Source organism: Halomonas sp. Ps84H-12, assembly GCF_024124725.1.
Taxonomy (GTDB): domain Bacteria; phylum Pseudomonadota; class Gammaproteobacteria; order Pseudomonadales; family Halomonadaceae; genus Vreelandella; species Vreelandella aquamarina.
The window spans coordinates 15657-33277 of record NZ_JAMXSJ010000005.1 but is presented as its reverse complement, the minus strand read 5'-3'; the positions used below and the strand labels follow the sequence as shown (position 1 = coordinate 33277).

Here is a 17621-nt window from a genome sequence, read left to right as displayed (position 1 = left end):
GCTGCAAAGGGCAAACTAGCCCGCGTATTCAAACAGCATTAACGTTTCCATGTGGGCAGTGTGCAGAAACATATCCGCTACTGCGACTTGCTTAACACGATATCCCGCATGCACAAGGTGTGCCGCATCCCGGGCTAGCGTGGCCGGGTCGCAGGAAACATAGGCCACCTTGGGTATCCGGTGGCGGCCAACCGCTTGGCAGATAGCTTCCGCCCCGCTGCGTGGGGGATCTAATACCAACGCATCCACCGAACGCTCGCGAAGCAGTGTTTTTACCGCTATTGCATCGTTTAGATCTGCCTGTTGAACGCTCACATTGAGCTGGTTCAGCGCTGCGTTAGTGCCAAGGCGCTCTACCATGGCGGTGTTACCTTCTACCGCGTGCACGCTGGCGCCTGCAGCGGCCAGAGGAAGGCTGAAGTTCCCCATCCCGGCAAACAGGTCGAGTAGCTGCATCCCAGGTGCTGGCGTTAACCATGCTACCACCTGAGACACCATCTTTTGATTGACCTCGGCATTTACCTGTAAAAAATCACCTGGCGCAAACTGCAGCACCAACTCAGACTCAGCGCTTTCTTGGTGGGGCGACACACCAAGCGCACTCAGCGAAAAGCGCTCTTCCAGCGCAGGCTCTGCACCATGCCAGTGCAAGGACGGTGACTCACGCCCTAACCATGCGCCTAATCTCACTTGGTGCTGGTCAGCAAACCCTTGCCAGCGCTGCCAATCCTGCGGCTGCTCTTTTAACTGCCTGACCAGCACCACCGTAGCCTGGGGCGTCGCCAGCAGTTCAATATGCCCTACCGCGCGGGGTGCATCCAGTTCAGTAAGCAGTTGCTTTAGTGGGGCTATCAGTGCTTGAAGGGCAGGTACCAATACATGGCAGTGGTCGATATCCACCAGCCGGTGGCTGTTGGCGGCACGAAAACCTAGCCGAACACTTCCCTGAGCGTCGACTTTAACACCTAGCCGCGCCCGTCGGCGGTAACCTTCCTGGTGCCCAGAAATCGCCGCCACCTCGCCAAGCGGTATGCCTTGGCGCGCCATTAATTCGCTAACGACTTCACGCTTGTGGGCGCGCTGGGCATCCACCGCCAGATGCTGCAAATCACACCCGCCGCAGTGTCCGAAGTGGCTGCAAGGCGGCGTCACCCGCTGGGGCGAGGTAGTCATCAGCGCTTTCACATGCGCTTCATCAAAGCGCTTGCGGGTGATGTGCACCGCCACCTCAACCTGTTCGCCCGGTAGCGCTTGGTCGACAAACACGGTTTTACCCGCCGGGTTATGGCTAACGCCACGGCCATCGTGGGCTAACCGTTCAATCACCAGCGGCGCCGAGAAGTCGCTAGTGGTAGCCGCACTCTTGGCCGCCTTGCCGTTGCCGCTTGGCTGGCGCGCCAGCCCGGAGTGGCCGGAGGCGGGACGCGGCGGCCGCCGCTTACCCAACATAGCCATCTATACCTCCGGGGCAAATAAGCCCGTGGAGAGGTAGCGGTCACCACGGTCACAGACAATAAACACGATGACCGCATTTTCGGTTTGTTCAGCAATGCGCAGCGCACCCGCCAGGCTTCCGCCAGATGAAACGCCTGCCAGAATGCCCTCTTCTCGGGCCAGGCGGCGCATATGCGTTTCCGCTTCTTGCTGGCCGATATCCAGGGTGACATCTACACGCGGCGCTTCGAAAATCGCCGGCAGATACTCTTTGGGCCAACGGCGAATACCGGGGATACTCGCCCCGTCAGCGGGCTGCAGGCCTACGATCTGAATGGCGTCGTTCTGCTCTTTAAGATAGCGCGATACGCCCATAATGGTACCGGTGGTACCCATGGAGCTGACAAAGTGGGTGACTTCGCCACCCGTTTGCCGCCATATTTCCGGGCCGGTGGTGCGGTAGTGGGCCAGCGGGTTATCCGGATTGGCAAACTGGTTGAGCGGCTTGCCTTCACCCCGGGCAATCATGGCATCTGCGATATCGCGGGCCTCTTCCATGCCGCCTTCTTTACTGGCCGTAATCAGCTTAGCGCCGTAGGCCGCCATGGCCTGCTTGCGCTCGGCGGAAGCATTTTCCGGCATAATCAGGGTCATGTTGTACCCTTTTAGAGCCGCCGCCATAGCAAGCGCAATGCCGGTATTGCCGGAAGTCGCCTCAATTAACGTATCCCCTGGGGAAATTTCCCCACGAGCTTCCGCTTCACTCAGCATAGAGAGCGCGGGACGATCTTTCACCGAGCCCGCGGGGTTATTGCCTTCGAGTTTGGCAAGCAGCGTATTGTTCTTCCCAGCGGTAATTCGCTTCAAGCGAACCAAGGGCGTATTGCCGACCACATCTTCAAGCGTGGGATAATTCATCGAACATTCCTTATCGTAACCGTTATGCTGCATTATATCGGTGCTGCCTGTGACTGGACAGGCAACCTACTAGATTCAACGAGCTTCTTTCATGTCATTAAACACGCGCCTGCTGTTTGCTCTGCTTGGTTTCCCACTGTTGGTCTACGCCGTTATGGCAATATTGCTTGTTATCCAGAGCGACCTGGGAGGACGCGACGAGCTTAAAGAGCGCTTAATCAGCGCTGGTGAGTTGATGGCTCCCAGCTTAGGCGATGCCATGGCCGACGGGGATTTACAGCGCCTTGAAAAGCTCGCTAGGCAGCTGTTGGAGCATCGCGGGCTGCGAGCCGTGACGCTGTTTGATGAACAGGGCAACCGTCTGCTGGTGCTAGGTAGCTCTATGCCACCGCCTAGACTGGATGCGCCAATGGCAACGGCCATCACCATGGAAGAGGACGCCTGGCGGCTGCGGGTGCCGCTGGGCAGCAGCGACACCCTGCGCATGACGAACGGGTGGTTAGAGGCTGAGATGGATACCCGCACCCTAACGCTTGAGCGCTATAAGCTTATTGCAAGCCTGAGCCTTGGCGGTATGTTGCTGGGGTTACTGCTATTTTTAATCGCATTTGCCATTAGCCGCTATGCTACCCGTCCAATCGAAGAGGCTAACCAGGCACTTTATCGCCTGTCGCGTGGCGACTACAGCTTGCTAATATCATCGGCCAAGCCCACCGAGCTAAAGCAGCTGGCCGATCATATCAACCGTTTAGCCGAACATTTCCAGCAGGCCCAGCGGGATATGCAGAGCCAGATTGAGCAGGCCACCAGTGAGCTGCAGGAGTCGATGGAAACCATCGAAGAGCAGAATATCAAGCTAGACCTTGCTCACCGCAGCGCGCTGCGCGCCAATGCTGTTAAATCCGAATTTCTGGCCAATATGAGCCACGAGATCCGCACACCGCTCAACGGCATTATTGGTTTTTGCCGCTTGCTGGGCCGTTCATCCCTCGACACCCGGCAAGAAGAGTGGCTGGAGCACGTTCGCCGCGCCTGCGATAACCTACTGATGCTGGTGAATGATGTCTTGGACTTCTCCAAACTGGAAGCCGACCGGCTGACTCTGGAAGAGGTCGATGTCGATATTGTTGCCCTGGTTGACGAAATTATTGGCTTGCACGCCCCTGAAGCACAGCGCAAGCAGCTGCACTTGGTCGCCATGGTATATGACGATGTGCCGACTCCCTTATGCGGCGACCCGTTACGCATTCATCAAGTGTTGAACAATCTGCTAGGCAACGCACTAAAATTTACCAACGAAGGCGAGATCATCATTCGCGTTATGCTGGATAGCCAAGAGGGTCAGCATGTCATACTGCATATTAGCGTGAGCGATACCGGCATTGGTTTAAGCGATGAGCACCAGCAGCAGCTCTTTAGCGCGTTCTCACAAGCCGAACCGAGTCACTCTCGCCAGTTCGGCGGCAGCGGTTTAGGGCTGACCATTTGCCGCCAGCTTATTCAGCGGATGGGTGGGGAGATTACGGTAGAAAGCGAACTGGGTAAGGGGTCGACTTTCTCATTTACCCTGCCTCTTCTGGCACACCAGGCGGCTGAGCGCCCGCCGGAGCTGACGCTAGATAACCCCACTATTCGCCTTCACGAAACGCACCCACCCACTCGCCATGTGCTAGAGCATTTACTAGTACGCTGGGGCGCGCGCCCAGTCTCGTTTATTAATGCCGGCAATGAATCGCTGCTGATGCTATGTCTGGCGCAGAGTGACTTTGAAGGTGATCGCAAAGCGTACTGGCAGTCCGTGATTGCGCAAACTCCCTGCCCGGTCATTATTCTGGCGAATACTACTAGCTTTGACCTACCCACGTGGGAATTTCCCTACGGCGGCGAAATGCTGTGCAAACCGTTTACTCGGACGCAGCTTGTGACCACCCTGCGTCAGTTGCTGCAACTGCAACCACTCCCCCTTGCCAGTGAAGCAGTCAGCAAACCGCCGCTTGCCCCTCGCCTAACAATTTTGATTGTCGACGATAACTCGTCAAACCGTGAACTGTTAAAAGCGATGCTGGAGAGCGATACGCTACACATTGTGCTAGCAGAAAGCGGCCAAGAAGCACTGGAGTTTGCGCGCCACCAAATTGCCGATATGGTATTGATGGATATCCGCATGCCGGGGATGGACGGCATACAGGCCACACAAGCGCTGCGGCGTATCAATAATAGCTGGGCGCGCTGCCCTATTATTGCCGTGACGGCCCATGTACTGAGCACTGAACGACAGCAGTGGCTGGCCGAAGGGCTGGATGATGTGCTGATCAAACCCATCGACGATGCCCAGCTACAACAGCTGTTGCAGCGCTTTTTAGGAATTGCACCACGAAAAGCAGCCCCTACTGAAGCAGCTTCCACTCGTCAGTCACAGGTTCCCACCGCTCCCCCTAGCTCGCTGCCAGCGGTCGATTTGATGCTAGGTGCACGCTTGGCAGGAGGCAGGGAGACCTTAGCCAAGCAGCAACTGGTACGGCTCATTGACAGCCTGCCGGAGAGCGAGCAGCAGATACGCGACGCCTTTCAGGCAGGCGATCTAACGGCACTACTGGACTGGGTGCATGGACTAAACGGAGCCAGCCGCTACTGCGGCGCACCAGAACTAGCCCTGCTGGTGGAAACCCTAGAAACGCGCCTGCGTACCAGTGGCCTACGCCATGTAGAGGCACTGCTTGACGAGCTATACGCCGCCATGACGCGCCTTAGCCAAGAGCGCGACTCACTGGTGAGCCGATAACTGCCCAGTATGAGGCATATTATCAGCTCTCTAAAATAACAAAGGCGACGGCGTAGTCGGCTTCATCACTCAGCGTAATATGCGCGGCGGTCGCCCCGCTGGCGGTGAACCGCCGCTGCGCTTCACCGCTCAGTTTAAGGCTGGGCTTCCCCAGGGCATCATTGAGTACCTGAATATCGCCCCACTGCATCCCCTGGCGAAGCCCAAGGCCCAGGGCTTTCACAAAAGCCTCTTTCGCCGCAAAGCGCTTGGCAAGATAGGCGACTGCTTGTCCCTTCTCCTGCCACACCGCCTGTTCGTCGGGCCCTAAGATACGCTGAGCAAAGCGCGGGCCGTGACGCGTCACGGCCTGGCGAAAACGCTCAACTCGGGCAATGTCCGAGCCAATTCCCACAATCATGTTAATGGCCGCAGCAGTGGTGACTGTCGCCGTGATCGTGGTCATGTTCGTGCTCGTGGGCATCAAGCGCAGCCATTAAGCCCGCTTCTTGCCCGGCAATGATTAGTCGTTTCATCTCTTGCACGGCTTCTTTCAAGCCGACAAACAGCGCACGGGCAATGATCGCGTGGCCAATGTTCAGTTCATTAACACCGGGTAGCGCCGCAATGGCTTCCACATTGTGGTAGTGCAACCCGTGACCAGCATTGACCACCAAGCCCAGAGATACGGCGTGTACCGCCGCCGCGCTGAGGCGGTCATACTCGGCGTTGGCCTCGGCACTCCCCGGTTTTGCCTCTGCATAGGCTCCGGTGTGTAACTCGATGGTAGGCGCGCCTGCGCGCTTGGCCGCATCAATTTGTGCTTCATCCGGGTCGATAAACAGCGATACATCGCAGCCAATCGCAGCGAGACGCTGGCAAGCACTGGCGATATGATCGAAACCGCCGACGATATCCAACCCGCCCTCGGTGGTCAGCTCTTCGCGCTTCTCGGGCACCAAGCACACATGGGCCGGGCGCACTTCTTCTGCCAGCGCCAGCATCTCTTCGGTGACCGCCATTTCAAGATTCATGCGCGTATTGAGCACCTCCGCCAGCAGGCGCACGTCACGAGGCTGAATATGGCGGCGGTCTTCGCGTAGGTGGACGGTAATCCCATCGGCTCCAGCTTCTTCCGCCAACAGCGCTGCCTGAACCGGATCAGGGTAACGAGTGCCACGGGCCTGACGCAGCGTGGCAATATGGTCGATGTTAACGCCGAGTAATATCCGTGGGGGATGCATAGCGGGTCTCCAATCAATAAGCAGCGATAGGTCGTTATCGCGATCAATAGTAACGGTGGTTCACTAACGATGACGGCGGCGGGCTAAATCCAGCATCAGCTCGCGAGAACGTAATGCCGTTGGGCCAAGATGGGGGGCCAACGCTGCCCGCATGACCGCTTTCAGAGCGCTCGCTAAGCCCGTAGGCTGCCAGTCGCCTTGCTCTATGTAGCGTAAGGTGCGACCTTCAATACCCTGTTCCGCTGCCACAAAAGCACGGCTGTCAGCATCAAAGCGATAGCGTTGGTGCGGGTCCAGCGCTCCGCCTTCAGGGGTACAAAAACGCGGCGTGGCCTCAAGCACCTCCAATAGCGCCCACTCATAGCGTCTAAGCGCCAAGCCCCGCTCCGCAGGTACCGGCAGCGCATCTAGCAAAGCACTATAAAAAGCAAAGACATCGGTGGCGACCAGTTCAAGCGGGAGTAAGCGAGTAGCAATTTCATTGGCGTAGAGACCACACAGCAGGCCTTCGCCTGCTAGCAGCGCGGTGTGACCTCGCGATTCCATCAACGTTAACCGTTTTAACTCTCGCTCTCCCCGCCATGACACAAATAGCGGGGTGAACGGCTGCAACCGCTGGCGAGATTTAGAACCGGGCCGCTGGCCGCCGTGGGCAACCGCCCGGATGCGGCCATGGTTGAGCGTTAATAAGTCGACCAGCGCGCTGGTTTCACGATATGCCCGGCGGTGCAGCAGAAACGCAGGCTCGGCGGTCATGGCGGTGCTCAATCGAGATCGTAACCCAGGCTCTTCAGTGCCCGCTCGTCATCCGACCAGCCGCGCTTCACCTTCACCCAGAGATTCAGCATGACCTTAGTACCCAGCGCACGCTCCATATCCAGGCGCGCTTCACGGCCAATACTCTTGATCCGGTCGCCGTTCTCGCCGATCAAAATCACTTTCTGTCCTTGGCGCTCCACCAAAATTAGCGCGCTGATGTGCGTGACGCGCTCGGTCTCGCGGAACTCTTCGATCTCGACCGTCATCTGGTAAGGCAGTTCGTCACCTAGCTGGCGCATGACTTTCTCACGCACCAGTTCGGCCGCCATAAAGCGCAGGCTCTTGTCGGTGATTTGATCTTCTGGGAAGAAGTGGATGCTCTCCGGCAAGTGCTTGGCGACTTCCTCTTCCAAGGTCTCTACCTGAGTGCCGTGCTTGGCGGAGATGGGCACAACGGCAGCAAACTCACGGCGTGCGCCTACCTCGGCCAGCCAAGGCAGCAGGTCGGCTTTATCCTGGAGACGATCGACCTTATTGACCGCTAGAATTACCGGCGCTTTCACATGCTCTAAACGCTTTAACACGGCCTGGTCTTCGTCAGTCCAGCGAGTGCGGTCGATGATGAACACCACGCAGTCCACATCGCGAAGCGCCTGGGTCGCCGCCTGGTTCATGAAGCGGTTGATGGCCTTGTTGCGATCTTTGGACATGATGTGCATGCCCGGCGTGTCGACGTAGATAAACTGCGTCTCTTCAACGGTTTTAATGCCCATCACTTGGTGGCGGGTGGTTTGTGGCCGCCGCGAGGTAATCGAAATTTTCTGCCCCAGAATCCGGTTCATGAGGGTTGATTTGCCTACGTTGGGACGGCCAACGATGGCCACGAATCCGCAGGTTTGGCTCATGATTTGTCTCCAGGGGGGTGTTCGAGATAGGACAGTGCTTCTTCCGCAGCCTGCTGTTCAGCGTGGCGGCGGCTGGGGCCTTTACCAGTGGTATGCTCGCTTAGTAGCTCGATGTAGCACTCCACGGTAAAGGTCTGGGCATGCGCCTCTCCCTTTACAGAGACCACTTCATAGCGCGGCAGCGCCGCTTGGCGCGACTGCAAAAACTCTTGTAAGCGTGTTTTGGGGTCTTTTTGGGTATCTTGCAGCGAAATATTTTCTAGACGCTCGGCATACCACGCCAGCACGCGCTCGCGTACCGCATCCATACCGGCATCCAGGTAAATCGCGCCTATCACGGCTTCCACGGCGTCTGCGAGAATTGACTCACGGCGGTGGCCGCCACTCTTCATCTCACCGGAGCCTAAACGTAAACACTCACCGAACGCCATTTCCCGCGCCAGTTCGGCGAGGGTTTGGCCTTTTACCAAGCGGGCACGCAGGCGGGAAAGCTGCCCTTCCCGCGCCTGGGGAAAGCGCTGAAACAACGCTTCGGCAATCACGAAATTGACGATAGAGTCACCTAGAAATTCCAGGCGCTCATTGTTACGACCACCGTAGCTGCGATGGGTCATGGCCAGTTCCAAAAGCGTTGGGTCGCCAAAGGTATGACCGATTCGTCGGCAAAAAGCGGTTAAGGAATTACTCACAGTGCTCCTACGTCATTGACGTTAACTAAGATAACCACACTAACGGTTTGTAAATTATGCTGCTTCATTCAATACGCCGTACGCTGGTGAAGCTGGGCAGGCCGCCATCCCAGTGCATCCAAACAGCAAACGCGCGGCCCACAATGTTATCTTCGGGCACAAAGCCCCAGTAGCGGCTGTCATTGGAATGGTCGCGGTTATCCCCCATGGTGAAGTAGTGGCCTTCAGGCACGACGACTTCGCTCATTTGCGGGCCTGGGTCACGGGGGTTGTTATAAATAAAGTGGCTGACTTCGCCTAACTGCTCTTCCAGCAGTAGCTGTTGGGGAGAGAGCTCCGGGCCCTCTTCAATCAGTACTTTGGTAACCGGCTCGCCGTTGATATAGAGCTGCTTGCCCTCATAGCGAATACGGTCGCCGGGCAGGCCCACCACGCGCTTAATAAAGTTCACCGATGGTTCTTCGGGGAAGCGGAACACCATCACATCGCCCCGCTCAGGGTCGTCTACCTCCAAAAAGCGGTTATGGACAACAGGCAGCCGAAGCCCATAGGCAAATTTATTCACTAGAATAAAGTCACCGATTTCCAGGGTAGGCTTCATGGAACCAGAGGGAATCTGAAACGGCTCTACGATAAAGCTACGCACCACCAACACGACGAGTAGCACCGGAAAAAACGAACGCGCGTAATCGACTGGCCACGGTTCTTTTAGGAGCTTTTCCCGAGTTGGCGCATCCAGGCCTTCCATGGTGGCCGTTTCAGCTTTGGCCACACGCTCACGGCGCTTTGGCCGAAGCACCAGCACATCCAGCAGATAAATGGCTCCAGAGAGTGCAACGGCGAGTACCAGTAATAGTGAAAAATCCATGTGGGGTTCGTATCCCTAGTCGTTTACCTTGAGCACAGCAAGGAAGGCATCTTGGGGAATTTCAACACGCCCCACCTGTTTCATCCGTTTCTTACCGGCTTTCTGTTTCTCTAGCAGCTTTTTCTTACGGCTGACGTCGCCGCCGTAACACTTAGCCGTGACGTTTTTACGTAGAGCCTTCACCGTAGAACGAGCAACCACCTGACCACCAATCGCTGCCTGAATCGCTACGTCAAACATCTGACGCGGAATCAGCTCTTTCATCTTTTCCACCAGCAAACGGCCGCGGGAGTGAGCATGGTCGCGGTGGATAATGACCGCCAGGGCGTCGACTTTATCACCGTTAATCAATACATCGAGACGCACCAGTTTCGCCGCTTCAAAGCGCTCGAAGTTGTACTCTAGCGAGGCATAACCGCGAGAGATGGATTTTAAACGGTCAAAGAAGTCCATGACCACTTCCGACATGGGCAGCTCATAGGTCAGCTGAATCTGGTTACCTAAAAACTGCATGTCCAACTGGGTGCCACGACGCTGCTCGCACTCGGCGATGACGTTACCTACAAACTCCTGAGGTACCAGAATGCTGGCACGCACGATGGGCTCGCGCATCTGCTCTACATCGGCCATATCAGGCAGCTTGGAGGGGTTGGAGACGTACTGGATGTCGCCGTTCTTCATGGCGAGTTCATAGACAACCGTTGGCGCGGTGGTCAGCAGATCCAGATCGTACTCACGCTCCAAGCGCTCTTGGATGATCTCCATATGCAGCGTGCCGAGGAAGCCTACGCGGAAACCAAAGCCCAGTGCATCGGAGTTTTCCGGCTCGTACTCAAGAGAAGCATCGTTAAGGGCGAGTTTTTCCAGGGCATCGCGGAAATCTTCATAATCGTCCGCACTCACTGGGAACATACCAGCGTAAACCTGCGGCTTCACTTTCTGGAAACCTGGCAGACGCGGCACATCTGGGGTCTTGGTGTGGGTGATGGTATCGCCCACGGGTGCCCCATGAATCTCTTTGATACCGGCCACGATAAAGCCGACTTCACCGGCACGGAGGATATTGGTCTCTTTGCGCAGCGGGGTAAAAATACCCACTTCCGTGGCGTTCCAGTCGCGGCCAGTCGACTTGATGCGAATTTTGTCGCCCTTACGCAGCGTGCCGTCAAACAGGCGCACCAGCGAGACAACGCCCAGGTAGTTATCGAACCAGGAGTCGACAATCAGCGCTTGGAGAGGTGCATCGGGGTCACCCTTGGGCGGCGGAATATCGCGCACTAGGCGCTCTAGCAGCGCGTCAATGCCGATACCGCTTTTCGCTGATACCTGGCAGGCATCGGTCGCATCTAAGCCGATAATCTCCTCTACTTCCTGGGCGACCCGGTCGGGGTCGGCCTGGGGCAGATCGATTTTGTTGAGTACCGGCAGGACTTCCAGCCCTTGCTCAATAGCGGTATAGCAGTTGGCCACCGATTGCGCTTCGACCCCTTGGGCGGCATCAACCACCAGCAGCGCCCCTTCACAGGCGTACAGCGAGCGCGAGACTTCATAGGAGAAATCAACGTGCCCTGGGGTATCGATAAAGTTGAGCTGGTAGACCTGTCCATCGGCAGCGGTATAGTCCAGCGTTACCGACTGCGCCTTAATAGTAATGCCCCGCTCACGCTCGATATCCATGGAGTCGAGCACTTGCTCCTTCAGCTCACGTTCCGTCAAACCGCCACAGGTTTGAATCAGACGATCAGAGAGCGTCGATTTACCGTGGTCGATATGCGCGATGATGGAGAAATTGCGAATATGCTTGAGCTTTCCGCTGGAAACGTCATGAGACATCGAGTGTGTTCTGCCTTATTGGTACGCAAGCGTGGGGGTGCGGCGCTAGGCCGAAGGGCAAAAAATCGAGGACCGCACCACTGCATTGCCAAAGTTCGTCAAAAGATAAGCGCTATTGTAGCGATATGCGGGGGATAGGAACAGCAGTCCGGCGAGAACCGCCGGACTGGAGTAAAGACAAGGAGGGGTTATTCGAGTCTTAATGCCACAAACAACGAACGACCATCACGGTATAGCCGCACAGGAATAGCACGGTCATTGGGCAGCTCTTCTACAATGCGCATTAGCTCGTCTGCCGACGCCACGCTGCGGTGATCAATACTCACCAGAATATCGCCAGCGCGCAGGCCCGCCTGGGCAGCCACACTATTAGGCTCTACCTGACTGACTACAACGCCGCCATTGATGTTCAGCCGCTCCCGCATTGCTTGATCCACTTCAGCAACTGCGACACCTAGGCGTACTTGGCTATCGCTATTGGCTGCCGATGTTGCTTCGTTCATATCGGGCCAGCTGCCCAGCTCTACCGTTTCTGAGACTTGCTCGCCATCACGCATTAGCGTTAGTTCGACATCATTGCCAGGTGCTACGCGACCAATTAAGCGAGGCAGCGTGCTTGAACGGTCAACCTCTTCGCCATTCACTTCGATAATGACATCTCCCGCTTGCAGGCCACCCTGGGCCGCAGGGCCTTCTGGATCAAGGTCGGCGATCAGTGCGCCAATGGCTTTGCTCATGCCAAAAGACTCAGCCAGATCTTGAGATACCGGCTGGATCATGACACCCAGCCAACCACGATTAACGTGGCCATCTTCACGAAGCTGATCGGCGACATCCATAGCAACGTTAATCGGAATAGCGAACGAAAGCCCCATAAAGCCACCGCTGCGGGTAAAGATCTGCGAGTTAATACCCACGACCTCTCCCTCTAAATTAAACAGCGGTCCACCGGAGTTGCCAGGGTTAATCGCCACATCGGTTTGAATAAACGGTACGTAGGCATCACGGGGTAGCGTGCGGTTAATCGCGCTAACGATGCCTGCAGTCACCGAGTGATCAAACCCAAACGGTGAACCAATGGCAGCGACCCACTCGCCTACTTTCAGTTCGTCAGAGTCGCCAAGGTTAAGCACTGGCAGATTGTTAGCATCAATTTTCAGGAGTGCCACATCAGTTTGAGTATCGCTACCGATCAGCTCAGCCGACAATTCGCGCCGGTCGTTCAAGCGCACCAGAATTTCGTCGGCATCCTGCACCACATGGGCGTTTGTCATGACATAGCCATCAGCGCTGATAATAAAGCCAGAGCCTAACGATTGGCGCTCCTCACTGCCTCCCCCGCTACTGCCTGGGGGTATCGGAAAACTATCGCCAAAGAAGTGACGGAAGATTTCAGGGATCTCCTGGCCGCCAAACCCTTGAATGGCCGGGCTACGCTGAACCGTTCGACTGGTGGAGATATTCACAACGCCCGGTGCTGCATCTTCCACCAATTCAGTGAAATCGGGCAACGTTTGCGCATAGGCGTTCTGGCCTATAAAAAACATCGCGACTAAGCATAGCCATAGTGTTGAGGGAAGAACCAAGCGCTTCATGCAACAGCTCCTAGTAAAGCAGATACGAAACGAAGGGAGTGCAACTCTTAGTGAGCTACGGAACAACTAACTGACCAAGCGCGGCCGGAAGCGTTCCATCCGCCCATGCATTAGATATTTAAGGACAATAACACCGCATATCAAGGCACTAAAGAAAAGCGCTGCGCTTAACCATTCATTAGTGCCTAGCAGCGAGGCGCCTCCAGAGACTAACAACGCCGCCAATAGTGGCAACGCGTAAACCAGAAGCGCCAAATAGCTGATATCGTGTTTAGGTAGTGCAATGGTAACTTGGCTACCAAGAGGGTAAGCAGACGCACCGCTAGCGACGCGCGCCTTAGGATACACAGTGATGTGCTGCTGTTGGCGCCGCGCTAACAGCCCCATACCACAACCACGCCCTTCAGCACACTGCTGGCAGGCAGCGTTAAGCGACACATCAACGGTCAATCCATCACCCGTATAGCCAACGACGATACCCGTTCTTAAAAGCGATGCGCAGGCGGCATAAGGGGTAGACATGGCTATGGCTCAATACGAACAGATTGCACAATACGCTGCAGCATATCCGAAGGAAGCTCCCCAATGGCTATCCATTGCCAGCGTTGATCACCCTCAGACACCAGCGCCACTGCTGCTGTTGAAACACCTAGCGGGTGAATGCCTTCTTTCAACACGCTCTGCTCAATAGGGTTAACGAAAAGGCTGACTGCGGCCAACCCATCGCTATATACCCGCTGGTTGCTGACAGGCTGCCCTGGATCTTGCGGCTGAGCAACAAACCCCTCTGGCAACCACTCTGCGTGCCAAGAGTGATCGACTTGTTCGGCGCTCACGTCATCGGCGACGCCGCCATCATAAAGTTTAGGAGAGTGAAGCTGGGTAATTTGAAAGGTTTCCAGCACACGTTCTTGCCGGTCACTCATAACATGCTTAAGTAACAGCCCGGTCTCTTTATCAACCCACCATGCATGATAGTAGCGCTGCTGATCCCGGGGTGAAAAACGCAGTTGCACTGCATCGCGCCCTGCTACTCGGGCATCTTCTTGAAGGGAAATATCGTAATAGGAAGCCACATGTTGCGCCCAAGCTTCAGAGGCTTTTAAGCCACTGTTCACTTCTGGCGTAAAGCGCGCCATATAGCCAGCAATAGAGCGTCGCTCGATACTTACCGATGGCCCATCAAGATGTTGTACGACCTGCTGGCGAACACCATCACGAATGCGGTGGGAAAGTGCAAGCGTACGTACACCCAAGGCATCGATAGCGACTGCCCGGGCCTGAAAGTCATAACAGTGGCCCGCAACCAGTGCTAACTCAAGCCATGCTTGCGTGGTTGCTGGTGTTTGCTGTTCAGCAACCTCGGCACAGGAGAGCACCGTAGGGGTATCAGCAGTAACAAACGAGGAATGCAGGCTGGCACTCAACAGGCTTAACGTTAATGCAAGCCGGCCTCCCCATAAAGCACATCTGGCAGTCACCATACCAATCTATCAGCCCCTTACTCAGCGATCACGTTGTCCGGCGACCCGCCTTGCTTAACGCTGACCCAGTGGTTCTGTCACTGCTGAGCGCATCAGCGGCATCCAGCTGTCACCACCGCCCGTTGCAGCACCCTGCGCATGTTGCTCTAGGTAGGACTGAAGCATGCGCAATTGATCAACATCAATCGTCGTCGCTTGCTGTGCCATCATGCCTTGCGGAGCAACGGGGGCAGAAAACCCAGCTTCGCTAATATTCATTAAGCCGCTGTTGCCCGACTGACCATTAATGCGAAATGGTGTAGGTTCAAACATAGGCATGTCAGAAGCCGTCATAGCGGCAGGTTGTGATGCTGCCAAATTTACCGGCTGCACCTGAGCTCCAGCGCTATTCTGCGAAGCCACTGTATTACTCGCGGGCTGAGCACCACCGGTAGAGGCGCTGCCATTAAAGAATTGAACGCCCGTAATGACCATCAACGACACCGCAGCAGCGACACCGGCACCACGAGCAAACGATATTCCACCTGCCCGTACAGGTGAGGCTGCGCTATCGCCACCCATAACAGGCGCTGGTTCTTCACGCAGGCGAGCCATAATGCCAGCAGAAAGGTCTACGCTAACGTCCACCCCACGCTCACGCTGCATCATACTGCGCGCTAAGTGATAGCGGCGCCACGTTTCTGCCGCGTCGGCATCATCGGGCAGTGATTTCAACACCCGGCGCAACTCAAGCTCGTCACTCTCACTGTCCATTAATGCTGAAAGTGATTCCCGTGTGCTTTGACTCATACTTCACACCCTCACACTGTGTTAGAAGAAGCTCAGCGGCAACACGGCTAGCGCGTGCTTTAACCGCAAAACCTCGCAGGCCAAGGCCCTATTACAAATTACCGTTTGCATAATGCTAATCACTGACAGACAGGTAGCATTACGGTAGCTGTCGGCGGCTCAACTCGTTAAAGCTAGATAACTTGTATGACGCCTCACTTGCCAGACAGTTCACAAAAAAAGCAAAAACGTAAATGACTGTGACCAAAGCACTACTTTGATTAGTCAGCGGCTTAGTCATCGCGGCTGTTACGCGCCGTAGTGACTAGCGGACGAATATGCTCATCAACCGCTTCCCGAGCGCGAAAAATTCGTGAGCGAACGGTGCCCACCGGACACTGCATCACTTGGGCAATATCTTCGTAGGCTAAGCCGTCCAGCTCACGCAGCGTAATAGCGGTGCGTAAATCATCTGGCAGTTTCTCAATCGCTTCATATACCGCCGCCTCAAGTTGATCCCGAGCAATAGATGCTTCTGGCGATTCTGAGTCCGCCAAGCGACCACTCTGATCAAGAATTTCAGCGTCGACAATATCTAAATCGCTACCTGGCGGCCGACGTCCACGAGATACCAAGTGGTTTTTCGCCGTGTTAATCGCAATGCGATACATCCAGGTGTAAAACGCGCTCTCTGCGCGAAATTTACCCAGCGCACGATAAGCCTTGATAAAAGCCTCCTGCGCCACGTCCTGCACTTCTGCATGGTCGTGGACGTAGCGTCCAATCAAGCCAATGATTTTATGCTGATATTTTTTCACCAGTAGATCAAAAGCGCGTGTATCGCCTTTCTGAGCACGTTCAACCAGCTGTTGGTCTGTTTCACGAGTGCCCATTCACACGCTCCTTCTGCTCGAACGTTTTACGCCGAGCTTTGTGTCTTTTTCGCCCTGTAAGCCGGGCCTTCACAGCAAGCAGCATAGCGTCCCTTGGGCTTAAGTTAATCATCATGGAGGAAATCAACAGGCAAAGCTCCACCTGCCCCACTTGGTTATGTTGCACGCGTTGAATTGCTAAACACCAATATCGTCTAGTGTTACGCGTTCTTAGCAGCGCATCAAGCGCTTGCCCCCTCTATTAAAACCCTGAGGCTGACATTTTTCCTTAATGCAAAGTTCCGTAACAATTGATTTTTACCACCGTGACGCGCCATAGTAGTGGTCACTTTTAGCCCATCGCGCACGCACAGGTAGCAAGATGTCAGATCAACAGGTTAGTAACCTTAACGTCCTTGCACAGGATGTTCTTACCACCCCAGAAGCACTGAAAAACGCTATCCCTTTAACGGAAAGCGCCGAGCGTTCGGTTATCGAAGGCCGTCAGACCATCCAAAACATTCTAGATGGCAAAGATCCGCGTTTGCTGGTGGTCGTTGGCCCCTGCTCTATTCACGACGTTGAAGCAGCGCTTGATTATGCCCGCCGCCTACGCACTCTGGCTGACCAAGTGAGCGACAGCCTCTATATCGTGATGCGTGTCTATTTCGAAAAGCCGCGGACGACCGTGGGCTGGAAAGGGTTAATTAACGACCCGCACCTGAACGACTCTTTCGAAATTGACGAAGGCCTGCACATTGCCCGCAAACTGCTGGTCGATTTAGCCGAAATGGGTCTGCCGCTAGCTACTGAAGCGCTTGACCCCATCTCTCCGCAGTACCTGCAGGACTGCATTAGCTGGTCGGCCATTGGCGCCCGCACCACCGAGTCACAGACTCACCGTGAAATGGCCTCCGGCCTCTCCTGCCCGGTTGGCTTTAAAAACGGCACCGATGGTAGTCTGGATGTGGCGATTAACGCACTGCAATCTGTCGCTAACCCGCACAACTTCCTGGGTATCAACCAGGCAGGCCAAGTGGCGATTATCCGCACCCGCGGCAACGCCTATGGCCACGTGGTCCTGCGCGGCGGCAATGGTAAGCCCAACTATGATAGCGTGAGTGTTGCCCTGGCGGAGAAAGAGCTTAAAAAATCTAATCTCTCTGCCAACATTATGATCGACTGCTCACACGCAAACTCGAACAAAGATGCCGCGCTGCAGCCACTGGTACTGGAAAACGTGACCAACCAGATTCTCGAAGGCAATACCTCGATTATCGGCCTGATGGTGGAATCCAACATTGGCTGGGGCAATCAAAAAGTGCCTGCAGACTTAAGCCAGCTGCAGTACGGCGTATCGATCACCGATGCCTGCATCGACTGGGACACCACAGTGGAAACGTTCACCCGTATGAACGAGAAACTAGCATCGGTACTGGCGAAACGCATCGCGTAAACAAGCCACCGCTCTCGAAAACGTCCCGCTGAGCG

The 17621-nt window shown here is 55.6% G+C and carries 16 protein-coding genes; 2 read left to right on the top strand and 14 right to left on the bottom strand.

The window, feature by feature from the left end; all coding sequences use genetic code 11:
• Positions 1-15 precede the first annotated feature (15 nt).
• Together rlmD and cysM are read right to left on the bottom strand one after the other, a co-directional pair.
• Complete coding sequence (gene rlmD / locus NH344_RS03600) at positions 16-1455, bottom strand: 23S rRNA (uracil(1939)-C(5))-methyltransferase RlmD (protein ID WP_172514569.1); 1440 nt, start codon at positions 1453-1455, stop codon at positions 16-18.
• A complete protein-coding gene (gene cysM, locus NH344_RS03595; protein ID WP_172514570.1) occupies positions 1456-2352 on the bottom strand; it encodes a cysteine synthase CysM in 897 nt (298 codons plus the stop codon).
• Positions 2353-2443: 91 nt separating this feature from the next.
• Here cysM and NH344_RS03590 point away from each other — a divergent pair, with 91 nt between their 5' ends.
• Complete coding sequence (locus NH344_RS03590) at positions 2444-5134, top strand: ATP-binding protein (protein ID WP_044628371.1); 2691 nt, start codon at positions 2444-2446, stop codon at positions 5132-5134.
• Positions 5135-5156: 22 nt separating this feature from the next.
• Here the strand turns inward: NH344_RS03590 and acpS are convergent, their stop codons facing one another.
• From acpS to rpoE, 12 genes are all read right to left on the bottom strand, one after another.
• Positions 5157-5534, bottom strand: a complete 378-nt coding sequence (acpS, locus tag NH344_RS03585) for a holo-ACP synthase (RefSeq protein ID WP_044628401.1) — start codon at positions 5532-5534, stop codon at positions 5157-5159.
• Position 5535: 1 nt separating this feature from the next.
• Entirely contained in the window at positions 5536-6357 is an 822-nt protein-coding gene (pdxJ, locus tag NH344_RS03580) for a pyridoxine 5'-phosphate synthase (protein WP_044628372.1), read from the bottom strand.
• 63 nt (positions 6358-6420) lie between these two features.
• Positions 6421-7113, bottom strand: coding sequence for a DNA repair protein RecO (gene recO / locus NH344_RS03575; RefSeq protein ID WP_058578052.1), 693 nt, complete (start codon positions 7111-7113; stop codon positions 6421-6423).
• A gap of 8 nt (positions 7114-7121) precedes the next feature.
• Positions 7122-8021: a GTPase Era gene (gene era, locus NH344_RS03570; protein WP_137094125.1), complete on the bottom strand. Its 900-nt coding sequence runs from the start codon at positions 8019-8021 to the stop codon at positions 7122-7124.
• Positions 8018-8710 (bottom strand): ribonuclease III, encoded by a 693-nt coding sequence (gene rnc / locus NH344_RS03565; RefSeq protein WP_172416256.1) that lies wholly within the window; start codon positions 8708-8710, stop codon positions 8018-8020. Before rnc ends, era begins: the two co-directional genes overlap by 4 nt.
• Positions 8711-8774: 64 nt before the next feature.
• On the bottom strand, positions 8775-9578 hold the full coding sequence (gene lepB, locus NH344_RS03560; RefSeq protein ID WP_058578049.1) for a signal peptidase I: 804 nt from the start codon (positions 9576-9578) through the stop codon (positions 8775-8777).
• A gap of 15 nt (positions 9579-9593) precedes the next feature.
• Positions 9594-11411 carry a translation elongation factor 4 gene (gene lepA / locus NH344_RS03555; protein ID WP_044628377.1) on the bottom strand — a complete coding sequence of 606 codons (1818 nt, stop codon included), beginning with the start codon at positions 11409-11411 and terminating at the stop codon, positions 9594-9596.
• A 188-nt stretch (positions 11412-11599) separates the two neighbouring features.
• Positions 11600-13006 carry a DegQ family serine endoprotease gene (locus tag NH344_RS03550; protein ID WP_253027548.1) on the bottom strand — a complete coding sequence of 469 codons (1407 nt, stop codon included), beginning with the start codon at positions 13004-13006 and terminating at the stop codon, positions 11600-11602.
• A gap of 66 nt (positions 13007-13072) precedes the next feature.
• Entirely contained in the window at positions 13073-13528 is a 456-nt protein-coding gene (locus NH344_RS03545) for a SoxR reducing system RseC family protein (protein WP_137094119.1), read from the bottom strand.
• Between the two features lie 2 nt (positions 13529-13530).
• Positions 13531-14433 carry a MucB/RseB C-terminal domain-containing protein gene (locus NH344_RS03540; RefSeq protein WP_228168407.1) on the bottom strand — a complete coding sequence of 301 codons (903 nt, stop codon included), beginning with the start codon at positions 14431-14433 and terminating at the stop codon, positions 13531-13533.
• Positions 14434-14544: 111 nt separating this feature from the next.
• Complete coding sequence (locus NH344_RS03535; protein WP_253027547.1) at positions 14545-15279, bottom strand: sigma-E factor negative regulatory protein; 735 nt, start codon at positions 15277-15279, stop codon at positions 14545-14547.
• A gap of 272 nt (positions 15280-15551) precedes the next feature.
• Positions 15552-16151: an RNA polymerase sigma factor RpoE gene (gene rpoE / locus NH344_RS03530; RefSeq protein ID WP_044628382.1), complete on the bottom strand. Its 600-nt coding sequence runs from the start codon at positions 16149-16151 to the stop codon at positions 15552-15554.
• Positions 16152-16512: 361 nt separating this feature from the next.
• Between rpoE and NH344_RS03525 the strand changes: the two genes are divergently transcribed.
• The gene (locus tag NH344_RS03525; RefSeq protein ID WP_044628383.1) at positions 16513-17586 is read left to right on the top strand and encodes a 3-deoxy-7-phosphoheptulonate synthase; all 1074 of its coding nucleotides are present in this window, start codon (positions 16513-16515) and stop codon (positions 17584-17586) included.
• Positions 17587-17621 lie beyond the last annotated feature (35 nt).

Excerpts from the sequence above, each read along its gene's own strand:
- rlmD (WP_172514569.1), bottom strand. The coding sequence starts at position 1,455 with ATGGCTATGTTGGGTAAGCGGCGGCCGCCGCGTCCCGCCTCCGGCCAC.
- cysM (WP_172514570.1), bottom strand. The coding sequence starts at position 2,352 with ATGAATTATCCCACGCTTGAAGATGTGGTCGGCAATACGCCCTTGGTT.
- NH344_RS03590 (WP_044628371.1), top strand. The coding sequence starts at position 2,444 with ATGTCATTAAACACGCGCCTGCTGTTTGCTCTGCTTGGTTTCCCACTG.
- acpS (WP_044628401.1), bottom strand. The coding sequence starts at position 5,534 with ATGATTGTGGGAATTGGCTCGGACATTGCCCGAGTTGAGCGTTTTCGC.
- pdxJ (WP_044628372.1), bottom strand. The coding sequence starts at position 6,357 with ATGCATCCCCCACGGATATTACTCGGCGTTAACATCGACCATATTGCC.
- recO (WP_058578052.1), bottom strand. The coding sequence starts at position 7,113 with ATGACCGCCGAGCCTGCGTTTCTGCTGCACCGCCGGGCATATCGTGAA.
- era (WP_137094125.1), bottom strand. The coding sequence starts at position 8,021 with ATGAGCCAAACCTGCGGATTCGTGGCCATCGTTGGCCGTCCCAACGTA.
- lepB (WP_058578049.1), bottom strand. The coding sequence starts at position 9,578 with ATGGATTTTTCACTATTACTGGTACTCGCCGTTGCACTCTCTGGAGCC.
- lepA (WP_044628377.1), bottom strand. The coding sequence starts at position 11,411 with ATGTCTCATGACGTTTCCAGCGGAAAGCTCAAGCATATTCGCAATTTC.
- NH344_RS03550 (WP_253027548.1), bottom strand. The coding sequence starts at position 13,006 with ATGAAGCGCTTGGTTCTTCCCTCAACACTATGGCTATGCTTAGTCGCG.
- NH344_RS03545 (WP_137094119.1), bottom strand. The coding sequence starts at position 13,528 with ATGTCTACCCCTTATGCCGCCTGCGCATCGCTTTTAAGAACGGGTATC.
- NH344_RS03535 (WP_253027547.1), bottom strand. The coding sequence starts at position 15,279 with ATGAGTCAAAGCACACGGGAATCACTTTCAGCATTAATGGACAGTGAG.
- rpoE (WP_044628382.1), bottom strand. The coding sequence starts at position 16,151 with ATGGGCACTCGTGAAACAGACCAACAGCTGGTTGAACGTGCTCAGAAA.
- NH344_RS03525 (WP_044628383.1), top strand. The coding sequence starts at position 16,513 with ATGTCAGATCAACAGGTTAGTAACCTTAACGTCCTTGCACAGGATGTT.